The 14,569-nt window shown below is 62.6% G+C and carries 15 protein-coding genes; 5 read left to right on the top strand and 10 right to left on the bottom strand.

Annotated features, from left to right (window positions below):
• Nucleotides 1-2 precede the first annotated feature (2 nt).
• The 9 genes from AC1DEK_RS21365 to AC1DEK_RS21325 form a co-directional block, all read right to left on the bottom strand.
• Nucleotides 3-947 (bottom strand): LysR substrate-binding domain-containing protein, encoded by a 945-nt coding sequence (locus AC1DEK_RS21365; RefSeq protein WP_478127283.1) that lies wholly within the window; start codon nt 945-947, stop codon nt 3-5.
• A gap of 147 nt (nt 948-1,094) precedes the next feature.
• Nucleotides 1,095-1,235, bottom strand: a complete 141-nt coding sequence (locus AC1DEK_RS21360; RefSeq protein WP_478127282.1) for an entericidin A/B family lipoprotein — start codon at nt 1,233-1,235, stop codon at nt 1,095-1,097.
• A 143-nt stretch (nt 1,236-1,378) separates the two neighbouring features.
• A complete protein-coding gene (gene gltA / locus AC1DEK_RS21355) occupies nt 1,379-2,689 on the bottom strand; it encodes a citrate synthase (RefSeq protein WP_478127281.1) in 1,311 nt (436 codons plus the stop codon).
• Between the two features lie 23 nt (nt 2,690-2,712).
• A complete protein-coding gene (locus AC1DEK_RS21350) occupies nt 2,713-3,015 on the bottom strand; it encodes an FAD assembly factor SdhE (protein WP_478127280.1) in 303 nt (100 codons plus the stop codon).
• Nucleotides 3,016-3,031: 16 nt separating this feature from the next.
• Complete coding sequence (locus tag AC1DEK_RS21345; protein ID WP_478127279.1) at nt 3,032-3,733, bottom strand: succinate dehydrogenase iron-sulfur subunit; 702 nt, start codon at nt 3,731-3,733, stop codon at nt 3,032-3,034.
• Between the two features lie 46 nt (nt 3,734-3,779).
• Nucleotides 3,780-5,588, bottom strand: coding sequence for a succinate dehydrogenase flavoprotein subunit (gene sdhA / locus AC1DEK_RS21340; RefSeq protein WP_478127278.1), 1,809 nt, complete (start codon nt 5,586-5,588; stop codon nt 3,780-3,782).
• Nucleotides 5,589-5,675: 87 nt separating this feature from the next.
• Nucleotides 5,676-6,041, bottom strand: a complete 366-nt coding sequence (gene sdhD, locus AC1DEK_RS21335; protein ID WP_478127277.1) for a succinate dehydrogenase, hydrophobic membrane anchor protein — start codon at nt 6,039-6,041, stop codon at nt 5,676-5,678.
• 13 nt (nt 6,042-6,054) lie between these two features.
• Entirely contained in the window at nt 6,055-6,498 is a 444-nt protein-coding gene (sdhC, locus tag AC1DEK_RS21330; protein WP_478127276.1) for a succinate dehydrogenase, cytochrome b556 subunit, read from the bottom strand.
• Between the two features lie 121 nt (nt 6,499-6,619).
• A complete protein-coding gene (locus tag AC1DEK_RS21325) occupies nt 6,620-7,381 on the bottom strand; it encodes a GntR family transcriptional regulator (RefSeq protein ID WP_478127275.1) in 762 nt (253 codons plus the stop codon).
• Nucleotides 7,382-7,570: 189 nt separating this feature from the next.
• On the opposite strand from AC1DEK_RS21325, the gene AC1DEK_RS21320 reads away from it, so the two are divergent.
• The 5 genes from AC1DEK_RS21320 (at nt 7,571) to AC1DEK_RS21300 (ending at nt 13,597) form a co-directional block, all read left to right on the top strand.
• A complete protein-coding gene (locus tag AC1DEK_RS21320; protein WP_478127274.1) occupies nt 7,571-8,557 on the top strand; it encodes a malate dehydrogenase in 987 nt (328 codons plus the stop codon).
• A 15-nt stretch (nt 8,558-8,572) separates the two neighbouring features.
• On the top strand, nt 8,573-9,349 hold the full coding sequence (gene tam, locus AC1DEK_RS21315) for a trans-aconitate 2-methyltransferase (RefSeq protein WP_478127273.1): 777 nt from the start codon (nt 8,573-8,575) through the stop codon (nt 9,347-9,349).
• 10 nt (nt 9,350-9,359) lie between these two features.
• Nucleotides 9,360-10,367, top strand: a complete 1,008-nt coding sequence (locus AC1DEK_RS21310) for an HpcH/HpaI aldolase/citrate lyase family protein (RefSeq protein WP_478127272.1) — start codon at nt 9,360-9,362, stop codon at nt 10,365-10,367.
• Nucleotides 10,368-10,393: 26 nt separating this feature from the next.
• Nucleotides 10,394-10,939: a hypothetical protein gene (locus AC1DEK_RS21305; protein WP_478127271.1), complete on the top strand. Its 546-nt coding sequence runs from the start codon at nt 10,394-10,396 to the stop codon at nt 10,937-10,939.
• Nucleotides 10,940-11,011: 72 nt separating this feature from the next.
• Complete coding sequence (locus AC1DEK_RS21300; RefSeq protein ID WP_478127270.1) at nt 11,012-13,597, top strand: bifunctional aconitate hydratase 2/2-methylisocitrate dehydratase; 2,586 nt, start codon at nt 11,012-11,014, stop codon at nt 13,595-13,597.
• A 22-nt stretch (nt 13,598-13,619) separates the two neighbouring features.
• On the opposite strand, the gene AC1DEK_RS21295 is transcribed toward AC1DEK_RS21300, so the two are convergent.
• The gene (locus AC1DEK_RS21295; protein ID WP_478127269.1) at nt 13,620-14,447 is read right to left on the bottom strand and encodes a helix-turn-helix domain-containing protein; all 828 of its coding nucleotides are present in this window, start codon (nt 14,445-14,447) and stop codon (nt 13,620-13,622) included.
• Nucleotides 14,448-14,569: the final 122 nt, after the last annotated feature.

Genomic DNA, 14,569 nt, shown 5'->3' with positions numbered 1-14,569 from the left:
GCCTACGCGGTGAGTTGGTCAGAGGCCCCGGAAGGCGCATGCAGATGTTTGACGAGCGTCCGGGCCGCTACGGGCAAGGTGGAGAAATCGCGCGCGATCAGGCGGATTTCGCGTGCAGCCCATCCGTCGTTGAGCGCGATGCTTTTCAAGCCACCGGCGATGCCGCCCTGCATGAGTTCGAAAGCGCGAAACGGCATGACCCCAATGCCCAACCCGTTGTCGATCATTCGGCACATGGCATCGAGTCCTGTGACGTGAATGCGCAGCTTGATGGTGCGATTTTCGGCAAGCGCGGCCTGGTGCATGGCAACGTAGATGGAACTGTTGGTGTGCAGCCCGACGTGGTCGAAATCCAGGGAGTCCGCGAAATCAACGGCTTGATTCACGCCAAGCGGATGCCCCGCCGGGACGACCAAGACCAGCGAGTCCTTGCGATAGAGCAGACTCTGCAGTTCGCCCGTGCCCTCTGGCAGATGGCAAACGCCCACGTCGGCGGCGCCTTCGTGCACGGCCCGGACCACCTCGCTGCTGAGATGCTCTTCAAGGTCGATCTTGATGGCGTCGTGCTCGCGCGCGAAGGCCCCGAGGTCTTCCGGCAAAAACTGGACGATTGCGGAAATATTGGCGTGAACCCGCACGTGGCCGCGCACGCCATCCGCGTATTCGCTCAGTTCGCCCTGCATCTTCTCAAGGCTGTAGAGGACCGATCTGGCGTGATGGAGCAGGCTTTCGCCCGCGGGAGTCAGGTCGACGCCGCGCGCATGCCGATAGAGGAGAGGAGTGCCGAGGGTGGCCTCGAGGTCCGACAGGCGCTTGCTGATGGCGGAGGCCGCGATGAACTCGCGCTCTGCCGCCCGTCCGATGCTGCCCAATTCGCAGACGGCCACGAACAATTGCAGCGACGTCAGGTCGATGCGGCGGGCGAAGCTGCGTTCGGAGGAGTTCATGGGGCTGTGGCATCTCGTTCAGAGATGGTGAGCCCTATTTTCTCTCTGTTTTCAATGCGTGGTCATCGTGATCTGCGATGACTTTATTGCCGCGGCGCGATGAGCGCCGCAGCATCTGTTTGCATTGCCTTCGCGTTTGCTTTTGCGCTATTGCTTCTTCTGCGCCGCGTCTTCCATCTTTTGCCCACCCTTCTGTATATCTTGGCCCGCGCCCTTCATGGTGTTGCAGCCGGCGAGCGGAAAGACGAAGGCGAAGGTGACGGCGACCAGTGCAGCGATCTTTTTCATGATGAACTCCTTAGGATTCGAATTGACGGATGAAGGAGTGACCCTCCGATCGCGAAGCTACCGATCCGGTGAATTCGATCCTGTAAGCCGAAACGCAAAAAAGCTGCCCGAAGGCAGCTTTCCTGGCTGAGGGCCAACCGGAATCAGCGTTGGGTGATCGGCTTGACGTCGCGCTTGGGCGAGCCTTCGAACAACTGGCGCGGACGGCCAATCTTGTAGTCCGGGTCACCGATCATTTCGTTCAGCTGGGCAATCCAACCGACCGTGCGTGCCAGCGCAAAGACGGCGGTGAAGAGCGGCACCGGAATGCCGATGGCGCGCTGCACGATGCCCGAGTAGAAGTCCACGTTCGGGTAGAGCTTGCGCGACACGAAGTATTCGTCTTCCAAAGCGATCTTTTCAAGCGCCATGGCCAGTTTGAACAATGGGTCGTTCTCAAGGCCCAACTCGCCGAGGACTTCCTTGCAGGTTTCCTGCATCAGCTTGGCGCGCGGATCGTAGTTCTTGTAGACACGATGCCCGAAGCCCATCAGCTTGACGTTGGAGTTCTTGTCCTTGACCTGCTTGATGAACTCGCCGATCTTTTCGACGCCGCCAGCCTTCTGGATGTCGTAGAGCATATTGAGTGCCGCTTCATTCGCGCCACCATGCGCCGGGCCCCAGAGGCAGGCGACGCCCGCTGCGATGGCCGCGAACGGGTTGGTGCCCGACGAGCCGCACAGGCGCACCGTCGAGGTCGAGGCGTTCTGCTCGTGGTCTGCATGCAGGATGAAGATGCGGTCGAGCGCGCGCTCGAGCACGGGGCTGACCTTGTACTCTTCGCAGGGGGTCGCGAACATCATGTGCAGGAAGTTGCCCGCGTAGCTGAGTTCGTTCTTCGGGTACATGTAGGGCTGGCCCACGGTGTACTTGTAAGCCATGGCGACCAGGGTCGGCATCTTGGCGATCAGGCGGATCGCGGCGATTTCGCGATGCTTCGGATTGTTGATGTCCGTGCTGTCGTGATAGAAGGCCGACAACGCGCCCACCAGGCCCGTCATGATCGCCATTGGGTGCGCATCACGGCGGAAGCCTCGCAGGAAGAACTGCATCTGCTCGTTGACCATCGTGTGGTTGGTCACGAGTTTCGTGAAGCCCACCTTTTGATCGGCGTTGGGCAGCTCACCGTACAGCAGCAGGTGGCAGGTTTCGAGGAAGTCGCAGTTGGTCGCGAGTTGCTCGATGGGATAGCCGCGATAGAGCAGTTCGCCCTTGTCGCCGTCGATGTAGGTGATGGCGGATTCGCACGAGGCCGTCGACATGAAGCCCGGGTCGTAGGTGAACATGCCCGTCTGCGCGTACAGCTTGCGGATGTCAATCACGTCGGGGCCCATCGTTCCCTTGTAGATGGGTAGATCGACGTTTTGGCCGCCGTTGCTGAATGACAGTGTGGCCTTGGTCTCGGATGCTTTCATTTCGGGTCTTTCAATGGATATGTTCAGGAAGATAGGAATTGCGCGCCATCAGTGCGCATCAACTGCAGCAGTTCGATCACTCCGGCCCCGGCCCGTTCGGGCTCAGGCTCCTTTCGGCGAAGCAAAAGGTCGAGCAGATCGTTGTCTGACAGGTCCATCAATGTCTCCAGTGCCTGCGCCTGCCCAACGGTCAGGCTTGCCTCGTGCCGCTCGAAAAAGCGGGCAATGAACAGGTCGTTTTCGAGCAAGCCGCGCCGACAACGCCATTTCAGCTTGCTCAGCGCTCGCTCGCTGATCGGCTGGTTGAGGTCGTCCGTGGCTTGCATGATGTCCAGGCTTGGCTTAGATGGCGCGGCGCACCATCAATTCCTTGATCTTGCCGATGGCCTTCGTGGGGTTCAGGCCCTTCGGGCACACGTCCACGCAATTCATGATCGTGTGGCAACGGAACAGGCGGTACGGGTCTTCGAGGTTGTCGAGGCGCTCGCCAGTGGCTTCGTCTCGGCTGTCCGCGATGAAGCGGTAGGCCTGAAGCAGTCCCGCCGGGCCGACGAACTTGTCTGGATTCCACCAGAAGCTGGGGCAACTGGTCGAGCAACTCGCGCAGAGGATGCACTCATAGAGCCCGTTGAGCTCGTCGCGCTCTTCCGGCGACTGGAGGCGTTCCTTTTCGGGCGGAACCGTGTCGTTCTGAAGATACGGTTTGATCGAGTTGTACTGCTTGAAGAACTGCGTCATGTCGACGATCAGATCGCGGATGACGGGCAGGCCGGGCAGAGGCTTCAGCACGATCGTGCCCTTGAGCGTCAGCATGTTGGTGAGACAGGCCAAGCCGTTCTTGCCATTGATGTTCATGGCGTCCGAGCCGCAAACGCCCTCGCGGCATGAGCGCCGGAATGACAGGCTCGGGTCCTGCGCCTTGAGCTTCATCAGCGCATCGAGCAGCATGCGTTCGTGACCGTCGAGTTCGATCTCGACGGTTTGCATGTAGGGCTTGGCGTCCTTGTCCGGGTCGTAGCGATAAATTTGAAATGTGCGCTTCATCGTGGGCCTTGTGATCTTGTGACGTGGAAAGGCTGATCGTCGAATATCAGAACGTGCGGACCTTGGGCGGCACGGAGTCGACAGTCAGTGGCTGCAGCTTGACGGGCTTGTACGAGAGGCGGTTGTCCTGGCTGTACCAAAGCGTGTGCTTCATCCAGTTGACGTCGTCCCGGCCGAGCGGCGCGACGGGATCGTCCGCCGGGCGCTCGTAGTCTTCGACCGTATGAGCGCCGCGGCATTCCTTGCGTGCGGCGGCCGAAACCATTGTTGCCTGCGCGACTTCGATCAGGTTGTCGACTTCCAGTGCCTCGATGCGTGCCGTGTTGAAAACCCGCGACTTGTCCTTGAGGGTGACGGCGGCAACGCGTTCGCGCACCGCGGCGATCTTCTGGACGCCTTCATCCATGGACGCCTGCTTGCGAAACACCGCAGCGTGCTGCTGCATGACCGCGCGGATCTCGTTGGCCACGTCCTGCGCGTATTCGCCGCTGGTGGATTGTTCGAGTTGGTTGAGGCGCTCCAAGGTGCGGTCGGCGGCGTCGGCCGGCAGCGGCTTGTGTTCCTTCAGCTTGTCGTTGAATTCGACAATGTGGTTGCCGGCCGCGCGGCCGAAAACCAGCAGGTCGAGCAGCGAATTCGTGCCCAGGCGGTTGGCACCGTGCACGCTCACGCATGAGCATTCGCCGACGGCATAGAGCCCATTGACCACGGCACTGTTGTCCTCGCCTTGCTGGACGACGACCTGGCCGTTGATGTTGGTGGGAATGCCGCCCATCTGATAGTGAATCGTCGGCACGACCGGGATCGGCTCCTTGGTGATGTCGACGTTGGCGAAATTGACGCCGATCTCATACACCGAGGGCAGGCGCTTGTGGATCGTTTCTGCGCCGAGGTGATCGAGCTTCAGCAGCACGTAGTCCTTGTTGGGACCGCAGCCTCGGCCTTCCTTGATCTCCTGGTCCATCGAACGCGAGACGAAGTCACGGGGTGCGAGGTCCTTCAGGGTTGGCGCGTAGCGCTCCATGAAGCGCTCACCGTTGCTGTTCAGCAGGATCGCGCCCTCGCCGCGGCAGCCTTCGGTCAGCAGCACGCCGGCGCCGGCCACACCGGTCGGGTGGAACTGCCAGAACTCCATGTCCTGCAAGGGAATGCCAGCGCGTGCGGCCATGCCCAGTCCGTCGCCGGTGTTGATGAATGCGTTGGTCGATGCCGCGAAGATGCGTCCCGCGCCGCCGGTGGCCAGCAGCACCGTCTTGGCCTGCAGGATGTGCAGGTCGCCGGTTTCCATTTCGAGGGCGGTGACGCCGACCACGTCGCCGTCGGCGTCACGGATCAGGTCCAGCGCCATCCATTCGACGAAGAACTGGGTGCGAGCTTCGACGTTCTTTTGATAGAGCGTATGCAGCATCGCATGGCCGGTGCGGTCAGCCGCCGCGCAGGCACGCTGCACAGGTTTCTCGCCGTAGTTGGCCGTGTGCCCGCCGAAGGGGCGCTGGTAGATCGTGCCGTCCGGATTGCGGTCGAACGGCATGCCGAAGTGTTCGAGTTCGTAGACGACCTTCGGAGCTTCACGGCACATGAATTCGATCGCGTCCTGGTCGCCGAGCCAGTCGGAACCCTTGATCGTGTCGTAGAAGTGATAGTGCCAGTTGTCTTCGCTCATGTTGCCGAGCGAGGCGCCGACCCCGCCCTGCGCGGCGACGGTGTGCGAGCGCGTCGGAAATACCTTGGACAGCACGGCCACGTTGAGGCCGGCACGCGCCAATTGCAGCGAGGCGCGCATGCCGGAACCGCCGGCGCCGATGATGACGACGTCGAACCTGCGCTTCGTGATTTGTTCTTTTGTATAGGTCATGGGGTCAGGACTCCTGCCGGGCCGTCCGAAGGGAGGCCTCGCCCTCTCGGGGGACAACGGTTACGTGAAACGAAAAGCTTGGAGGCATCACAGCCTCCAAAGCACTTGAATGGCCCAGCCCGCGCAGGCCAGAAGCCAGACCATCGTGAAGACTTGCAGCAAGAGGCGAATGCCGACAGGTCGGACGTAGTCCATCCAGACGTCGCGCATGCCGACCCACACGTGATAGAGCAGCGATGCAATCACGACGAAGGTAAGCACCTTCATCCATTGCGCGGCAAAGATGCCAGCCCAAAGGTCGTAGCCGATCGGGCCTCGCGAGAAGATCACCTGCGCCAGCAGGATGATGGTGAAGATCGCCATCAGCGCGCCCGTGATGCGCTGGCTGAGCCAATCGAACAAACCGTAATGCGCACCGACAACAGTGCGCTTGGAGCCGTAGTTCACAGACATCGAATGTTCCTTGTCAGTAGAGGCCGAACAGCTTGGCGCCGAGGACGATGGTCAGCAGAATGCTGATCGCCAGCGTGGCGACGGCAGAGCTCTTGCCGAAATCCTTGTTCACGGCCTTGTGGCTCACATCCATCCACAGATGGCGCAGGCCGGCGGTGAAGTGATGCAGGTAAGCCCAGATCATCGCGAGCACAACGAGCTTGATGAACCAGCCCGGCACGAAACCAAGGCCGCTGCTGAAGGCGGCTTTGAAGCGGGCGAACGAGATCTCGGAAGACACGGAGGTGTCGAACATCCAGATGATGAAAGGCATCAGCAGGAACAACAGCACGCCGCTCACGCGGTGAAGGATCGACACCACGCCGGCCGGAGGGAGCCGGTAGGTGGTCAAGTCGGTGATGGCGTTGATGTTGCGGAATTCACGTCGCGGTCGGGGTGGTGTGGCCAGCTCTGTCATGGGGACTTTCGGAATTTTTCGAGGGGCGGCTTGCTCTGTAGCAGAAATGCAAACAACTCAAAATTCTATTGCAATGCAACAAGCGTGTTGCTCGCGGCTTGCGAGAGGGTAGGACGGTACATCACCCGAGCTGGTTGCGGTAATGATGGGAGTCGGTCCTGTAGAGGCCGCGGCGCAATTCCATCGGGGTGTCGTGGTAAGTGTGGGCGACCCGTTCGACGCTGAGCAGCGGGGTCGCAGCCGGCACCGCGAGTAGCGCGGCCTGCGCGGCGTCGGGCAACACTGCGCGAATCTTTTCTTCGGCGCGGACCATGCGAACGCCGAACTCGGTCTCGAACAATGAATACATCGGTCCGTGCCATGCAGCGAGGCGCTCTGCCGTGAGTCCCTTGAAAGGCGCGCCGGGTAGCCAGAGGTCTTCGAGGATGGTGGGCGTACCGCGGTAGGCCAGCACGCGCCGCACTTGCAGCACGGCATCGCCGGTGCGAAGCGCCAGCAGGCGTGCAACGTCGGCGGTGGCGCGCTGACGCCGGCAGTCGACGATTTCGCGCTGGGCGGGGCCTTCGCTGTCGACGTCGCCGCTGTCGGGCACCAGCTTCAGGAAGCGGTATTGGACATGTTGTTCGGCATGGGTCGCGACGAAGGTGCCCTTGCCCTGGCGACGCACAACGAGGTTTTCGGCAGCCAACTCGTCGATCGCCTTGCGCACCGTGCCTTGGCTGACGCGGAAGCGCGCGGCAAGGTCGATTTCGCTCGGGATCGGCTCCCCCGGTTTCCACTCGCCGGCGTGCAGGCTCTGCAGGATCAAGGATTTGATCTGCTGATAGAGCGGGCTGAACGACGGTGCCGAGAGATCCGCGATGGCAGTGGGGGTGGTGGTCATGAGAGTCGATCGCAGGGCTGGGGCGCCGCGCGGTCGACATCTTATATAAGACATAAGACAGGCGCCATCGCTACTTCAAATCGGCATAAAATCGCAGACGGCCTGAAGCCAGGGCGCCATCGTCCGGGCCGACCTCGCGGCCGCACTCCGCGGCCATGCACCGTTTTCACCATTTCCTGGAGTTTTCCCATGAGCAAAAAGCCTGTTCGCGTTGCCGTCACCGGCGCCGCTGGCCAAATCGGTTACGCCCTGCTGTTCCGCATCGCCTCCGGCGAAATGCTCGGCAAGGACCAGCCGGTCATCCTGCAACTGCTCGAGATCCCCGACGAGAAGGCCCAGAAGGCGCTCAAGGGCGTCATCATGGAACTGGAAGATTGCGCGTTTCCGCTGCTCGCGGGCGTGGTCCCTACGGGTGACCCGCTGGTCGCCTTCAAGGACGCCGACTACGCGTTGCTGGTAGGCGCTCGCCCACGCGGACCCGGCATGGAGCGCGCCGACCTGCTGGCCGCCAACGCCCAGATCTTTACCGCCCAGGGCAAGGCGCTCGACCAGGTCGCGAGCCGCAACGTCAAGGTGCTCGTGGTCGGCAACCCTGCCAACACCAATGCGTACATCGCCATGAAGAGCGCACCGAGCCTGCCGCGCAAGAATTTCACCGCCATGCTGCGCCTCGACCACAACCGCGCAGCCAGCCAGATCGCCGCCAAGACCGGCACGGCCGTGGGCGACATCGAGAAGCTCACAGTCTGGGGCAACCACTCGCCCACGATGTACGCCGACTACCGCTTTGCCACCGTCGGCGGCAAGAGCGTCAAGGACCTGATCAACGACCAGGTCTGGAACGCCGACGTGTTCCTGCCGACCGTCGGCAAGCGCGGCGCCGCGATCATCGAAGCGCGCGGCCTGTCGTCGGCTGCGTCGGCGGCCAATGCCGCCATCGACCACATGCGCGACTGGGCTTTGGGCTCGAAGGGCAAGTGGGTCACGATGGGCATCCCGTCCGACGGCCAATACGGCATCCCCAAGGACGTGATCTTCGGTTTCCCGGTCACCACCGAGAACGGCGAATACAAGCTGGTCGAAGGACTCGAGATCGACGCTTTCAGCCAGGAGCGCATCAACAAGACGCTCAAGGAACTGCAAGACGAACAGGCTGGCGTCGCCCATCTGCTCTGAGTACGCACGCCAGCCATGCTCGACTGGAACCCCGCGCTCTATCGTCGATACGAGGATGAGCGCACGCGCCCCGCGCAGGAACTGCTTGCGCGGGTGCCTCTGACAGAGGCCGCTCGCATATACGACCTCGGCTGCGGCCCGGGCAATTCCACCGAGCTGCTGGTGCATCGGTTTCCGGCGGCGCAAGTCGTTGGGACCGACAACTCCGAAGCCATGCTGAAGAGTGCGCGCGAGCGTCTGCCGCAGGCGCGCTTCGAGCTCAGCGACATCTCCGCGTGGCAGCCGGAGTCGCCACCCGACCTCATCTACGCGAACGCGGCTCTTCAATGGGTGCCTGATCACGGGACGCTCATTCCGAGGCTCTTCGCTGCGTTGGCGCCAGGCGGCGTTCTGGCGATCCAGATGCCCGACAACCGGCAGGAGCCTACGCATCGCGTGATGCGCGAGGTCGCGGGCGAAGCGCCGTGGGCGCAGGCCATCGGCGATGCGGACAGGGTGCGCACGGAACTGCTGGGCATTGAGGGCTACTACGACCTCCTCGCCGCAGACGCGGAAAACGTGGATGTCTGGCGTACCGCCTATCAACATCCGATGGCTTCCGCGGCGTCCATCGTCGAATGGGTTCGCGGCACCGGCCTCAAGCCTTTCGTCGACCGCCTGACCCCGGAGCTGCAGGCCAGTTACCTGGCTGAATACGAGCGCCGGATTGCGACTTCATACCCACCGCGAGCCGACGGCCGCTTGCTGCTTGCATTCCCGCGCATGTTCATCGTCGCGCGGCGAAAGGCATGAGGTTGCACGAATGAGCGCGGATTCGTCAGTTGTTCATCCGCGCCAGGTTCTCCTCGGCGCCCAGGCCGGCGCGGTCGTGCTGCCCGTTTGCGATCACTACAGCGGAGTCGAGGCGCGCATGCGCAAGAGCCTTGCCTTGCAGGCGGAGATGGCCGCGGAGTTCGGCGCCTGCGTCTTCGACGTCACGCTGGATTGCGAGGACGGCGCTCCTGTTGGCGGCGAGGCGGAACATGCGGCGCTGGTCACTGAACTCGCGCTCGCTGCCGATCCGGCCATGCGAGTCGGGGTCCGTGTGCATCCGGTCAATCACCCGGCTTTTGCGGGTGACGTGATCACCATCGCGGGGCTCGCCGGCCACCGGCTCAGCCACCTGATGGTGCCGAAGGTCGAATCGATCGAAGACGTGCACGTGGCGGTTGAAGCACTCGATGCCGCCGGCGCCGAAGCACTGCCTTTGCACGTGTTGATCGAATCGCCGCTCGCCGTTCACCATTCATTCGAGATCGCAGCCCATTCGCGGGTGCAGTCGCTCAGCTTTGGCTTGATGGATTTCGTGTCCGCTCATGGCGGTGCGATTCCGGCCGATGGCATGGGGGCTGCCGGCCAGTTCACTCATCCACTGGTGGTGCGCGCCAAGCTTGAAATCGCTTCCGCCGCCCACGCGCACGGCAAAGTGCCCTCGCATTGCGTCGTCACCGAATTCAACGACATCGAAGCCATGCGTGGAGCAGCCAAAAAAGCAGCCAACGAGTACGGCTTCACTCGCATGTGGAGCATTCACCCCAGCCAGATCCGCCCGATCCTCGAAGCGTTTTCGCCCGATGATCGGCAGATTCAAATCGCTACAAAAATAATCGCGGCCGCAAGCGATGCCGCTTGGGCGCCGGTCAGCATCGATGGCACATTGCATGACCGCGCCAGTTACCGCCATTTCTGGCAGGTCTTGGAACGGGCGCACGCCACAGGCCGCACCTTGCCAAGCGAGGCGCGGGCATGGTTTGCCCCGTCGTCACCCTGAAACCCAACCCCCGAAAGAATCACACCATGAAGACAATCGCGCTGATTGCCGCTGCCGCCTTCGCAATGCCGCTGGCAGCTATGGCTCAGACCACCGCCCCGGCCAAACCCAAGTCGAAGATCACCCACAAGGTGCTGCCGAAGAAGATCGTCAAGAAGATGGAAGAAAAGCAGCCCATCAGCGAAGAAACCGACGTGACGTTGTCGCCCGAGGACCTGAAGGTCGCCGAACGCGTCTTCACGGGCGCCATCAAGTGCGAACTCGGCGCCAGCGTGAACATCCAGGCCGACGAGAAAAAGCCGGGCTTCTTCACGCTGACGCATGACGGCAAGCGCTATCGCCTCCACCCCGTCGAAAGCCGCACCGGTGCAATCCGCCTGGAGGATCCGCGTGCCGAAGCGATGTGGCTGCAGCTTGGCAACAAGTCGATGCTGATGAGCCAGAAGCTGGGCTTGCGCCTGGCTGACGAATGCCAGGCGGCCAAGCAGGTCGAGGTCGCTGAGGACATGAAGAAGAACCCGCCGAAGAGCCTCTTCGAAGGCGCTGATTCGGCGACTCCCGTGAAGAAGTAGCAGTCCCCAAGGCGCGGCTCTTGCTTCCCGAGCGGGAGCCGCCCACCCATTTGTGTATCCGGAGAAGAAAAGATGTTGCAAGCCTACGTTGACCATGTCGCCGAGCGCGCTGCGCTCGGCATCCCGCCGCTGCCGCTGACCGCCAAGCAGACCGCCGAACTCATCGAGCTCATGAAGGCACCGATCGTCGCCGAAGCCGAGTTCCTGCTCAATCTGCTGACGTATCGCGTACCTGCCGGCGTGGACGACGCGGCCAAAGTCAAGGCGAGCTATCTCGCTGCCGTTGCACATGGGACTGAGAAGAGCAAGCTGTTGTCGCGCGCTCGCGCCACGGAACTGCTGGGCACCATGCTCGGCGGCTACAACATCGGACCATTGGTCGACCTGCTGGACGATGCGGAAGTGGGTTCTGTCGCCGCTGAGGGGCTCAAGAAGACGCTCCTGATGTTCGATCAATTCCATGACGTCCAGGAAAAGGCCGACAAGGGCAACGCCAATGCCAAGGCCGTGCTCCAGAGCTGGGCCGATGCCGAATGGTTCACCAGCCGCCCCGAAGTCCCCCAGAGCCTTACCGTGACGGTCTTCAAGGTGAGCGGCGAAACGAACACCGACGATCTGTCGCCCGCCCCGGACGCCACGACCCGTCCCGACATCCCGATGCACGCATTGGCGATGCTCAAGAACGCGCGTCCCGGCATCCAGCCCGAGGAAGACGGCAAGCGCGGCCCCGTCAAATTCATCGAATCGCTGAAGGAAAAGGGCCATCTGGTCGCGTACGTCGGCGACGTCGTTGGTACGGGTTCGTCGCGCAAGAGCGCCACCAATTCGGTGCTGTGGTTTACGGGCGAGGACATTCCCTACATCCCGAACAAGCGCTTCGGCGGCGTGTGCCTGGGCACCAAGATTGCGCCGATCTTCTACAACACCATGGAAGACGCCGGCGCACTCCCGATCGAGCTGGACGTGAGCCAGATGGAAATGGGCGATGTGGTCGAGCTGCGTCCCTACGAAGGCAAGGCGCTGAAGAATGGCGTGGTCATCTCTGAATTCAAGGTCAAGAGCGATGTGCTCTTCGATGAAGTGCGTGCCGGTGGGCGCATCCCGCTGATCATCGGCCGCGGCCTCACGGCCAAGGCGCGCGAAGCGCTGGGTCTGCCTGTTTCCACGTTGTTCCGCCTGCCGGTCAGCCCGGTGGACACCAAGAAGGGCTTTTCGCTCGCGCAGAAGATGGTCGGGCGTGCATGCGGTCTGCCCGAGGGGCAGGGCGTGCGCCCGGGCACTTATTGCGAGCCGAAGATGACCTCGGTCGGCAGCCAGGACACCACGGGCCCAATGACCCGCGACGAGCTGAAGGACCTGGCGTGCCTGGGCTTCAGCGCCGACCTGGTGATGCAATCGTTCTGCCACACGGCTGCCTATCCCAAGAAGGTGGACGTGAAGATGCACCACGAACTGCCCGACTTCATCTCTACGCGCGGCGGTGTGTCTCTGCGTCCGGGCGACGGCGTGATCCACAGCTGGCTCAACCGCCTGCTGACGCCGGACACGGTGGGGACGGGCGGCGACAGCCACACGCGCTTTCCGATCGGCATCAGCTTTCCGGCCGGCTCGGGCCTCGTGGCCTTTGCCGCCGCCACGGGCGTGATGCCGCTCGACATGCCCGAATCGGTGCTGGTGCGCTTCAAGGGCAAGATGCAGCCGGGCGTGACGCTGCGCGACCTCGTCAATGCCATTCCGCTTTACGCCATCAAGTCAGGGCTGCTGACGGTCGAGAAGAAGGGCAAGAAGAACATCTTCTCGGGCCGCATTCTCGAGATCGAGGGCTTGCCGGATCTCAAGGTCGAGCAGGCGTTCGAGCTGAGTGACGCCTCGGCGGAGCGTTCGGCCGCCGGTTGCACGGTGCACCTGAACAAGGAACCGATCATCGAATACATCAACAGCAACATCACGCTGATGAAGTGGATGATCGCCGAAGGCTATGCCGACGCCCGCACGCTGGGCCGCCGAATTGCCGCGCAAGAGGCATGGCTCAAGGACCCGCAATTGCTCAAGGGTGATGCCGACGCCGACTACGCCGCCGTGATCGAGATCGATCTGGCCGACATCCACGAACCCATCGTGGCCTGCCCGAACGATCCGGACGATGTGAAGACGCTGTCCGACGTCGCCGGCGCAAAGATCGACGAAGTGTTCATCGGCTCGTGCATGACGAACATCGGCCACTTCCGCGCTGCGTCCAAGCTGCTCGAAGGCAAGCGCGACATCCCGGTCAAGCTGTGGATCGCGCCGCCCACCAAGATGGATGCGCACCAGCTCACCGAGGAAGGCCACTACGGCGTGTTCGGCAATGCCGGTGCTCGCACCGAAATGCCGGGCTGCTCGCTGTGCATGGGCAACCAGGCTCAGGTGCGCGAAGGCGCGACGGTGATGTCGACCAGCACGCGGAATTTCCCGAACCGCCTGGGCAAGAACACCAATGTCTATCTCGGCAGCGCAGAGCTCGCCGCGATCTGCTCGCGCCTGGGCCGTATCCCTACGCGTGAGGAATACATGACCGATGTCGGCGTGCTCGATGCTTCCAGCAAGCAGATCTATCAGTACCTGAACTTCGACAAGATCGACGACTACAAGGAAGTCGCCGCGACGGTCGCAGCCTGATCGACGGGCGGCCCGGGCCGATTCAGCCCGGCCGCTGCGCCGCGAGCGCAGCCAGGGCATTTGCAGTCTGCGCATCCGCTGGAAAGAACGATTCGACGGCAAGTTCCTGCAGCGTCACGTCGACCGGCGTGCCGAAGATGGTCGTGGTGCTGATAAAGCTCAGCAAGCCGTCAGGCGTCACCAGCTGAAAGGGCACCACCACGTTTGCCAGTTCGCCGCCGGTCGCCGGGGCATCGTGGCTGACCTCAGGTTGCGGAAAGCCGGCCAGCTCATCGTGAAGTGCCGATAGCGCGGTGTCGCCTGTGGCGGCAATCTGCTGCTGAAGGCGCTCCAGCAGATGCGCTCGCCACTGGCGCAGGTTGGCGATCCGGGGGGCGAGGCCGTCCGGGTGAAGGCTGAGTCGAAGGACATTGATGGGGGCCTGGAGCAGTTCCGGCGCAGCGCCTGCCATCAGGAAGGGCACCAGTGCGTTGTGCGCGACGAGATTCCAGTGCCGGTCGATTGCCAGCGCGGGAAACGGTTCGTGCCCTTTGAGGACCAGTTCGACGGCCCGCTTGGCTGAGGCCAGCGCCGGGTCGTCCAGCGAGCGCTGCCGGTACATCGGTGCGTAACCGGCGGCGACCAGCAGCGCGTTGCGTTCTCGCAGCGGCACTTCGAGCCGTTCGGCCAGGCGCAGGACCATTTCGCGGCTGGGCTCCGCACGGCCGGTTTCGACATAACTGAGGTGGCGGGTCGAAATCTGCGCCTCGTTCGCCAGATCGAGCTGGCTCAGGCGACGGTGCTGGCGCCAATGGCGCAAATGAGTGCCGAACGGGTCGGCCGCTGTCGGGGAGGCGTGGTGGATGCTCATGGCCACCATCCTAGTGAAGCTGCGCGCAACGGCCATGACCTCTCACGTCATCGCAAAGCCGCGCGATTGGCGCCCTGGGACTACTGCCGACGTCATGGAACCCTGCTATCTTTGGAGAGCTT

Source organism: Variovorax sp. 10N420, from assembly GCF_056394705.1.
The sequence above is the reverse complement of the archived record's forward strand: the minus strand, read 5'-3'. Positions and strand labels throughout refer to the sequence as shown.

What these genes read in the sequence shown, in the direction of transcription:
- AC1DEK_RS21365 (WP_478127283.1), bottom strand. Translation starts at nt 947, where the DNA reads ATGAACTCCTCCGAACGCAGCTTCGCCCGCCGCATCGACCTGACGTCG.
- AC1DEK_RS21360 (WP_478127282.1), bottom strand. Translation starts at nt 1,235, where the DNA reads ATGAAAAAGATCGCTGCACTGGTCGCCGTCACCTTCGCCTTCGTCTTT.
- gltA (WP_478127281.1), bottom strand. Translation starts at nt 2,689, where the DNA reads ATGAAAGCATCCGAGACCAAGGCCACACTGTCATTCAGCAACGGCGGC.
- AC1DEK_RS21350 (WP_478127280.1), bottom strand. Translation starts at nt 3,015, where the DNA reads ATGCAAGCCACGGACGACCTCAACCAGCCGATCAGCGAGCGAGCGCTG.
- AC1DEK_RS21345 (WP_478127279.1), bottom strand. Translation starts at nt 3,733, where the DNA reads ATGAAGCGCACATTTCAAATTTATCGCTACGACCCGGACAAGGACGCC.
- sdhA (WP_478127278.1), bottom strand. Translation starts at nt 5,588, where the DNA reads ATGACCTATACAAAAGAACAAATCACGAAGCGCAGGTTCGACGTCGTC.
- sdhD (WP_478127277.1), bottom strand. Translation starts at nt 6,041, where the DNA reads ATGTCTGTGAACTACGGCTCCAAGCGCACTGTTGTCGGTGCGCATTAC.
- sdhC (WP_478127276.1), bottom strand. Translation starts at nt 6,498, where the DNA reads ATGACAGAGCTGGCCACACCACCCCGACCGCGACGTGAATTCCGCAAC.
- AC1DEK_RS21325 (WP_478127275.1), bottom strand. Translation starts at nt 7,381, where the DNA reads ATGACCACCACCCCCACTGCCATCGCGGATCTCTCGGCACCGTCGTTC.
- AC1DEK_RS21320 (WP_478127274.1), top strand. Translation starts at nt 7,571, where the DNA reads ATGAGCAAAAAGCCTGTTCGCGTTGCCGTCACCGGCGCCGCTGGCCAA.
- tam (WP_478127273.1), top strand. Translation starts at nt 8,573, where the DNA reads ATGCTCGACTGGAACCCCGCGCTCTATCGTCGATACGAGGATGAGCGC.
- AC1DEK_RS21310 (WP_478127272.1), top strand. Translation starts at nt 9,360, where the DNA reads ATGAGCGCGGATTCGTCAGTTGTTCATCCGCGCCAGGTTCTCCTCGGC.
- AC1DEK_RS21305 (WP_478127271.1), top strand. Translation starts at nt 10,394, where the DNA reads ATGAAGACAATCGCGCTGATTGCCGCTGCCGCCTTCGCAATGCCGCTG.
- AC1DEK_RS21300 (WP_478127270.1), top strand. Translation starts at nt 11,012, where the DNA reads ATGTTGCAAGCCTACGTTGACCATGTCGCCGAGCGCGCTGCGCTCGGC.
- AC1DEK_RS21295 (WP_478127269.1), bottom strand. Translation starts at nt 14,447, where the DNA reads ATGAGCATCCACCACGCCTCCCCGACAGCGGCCGACCCGTTCGGCACT.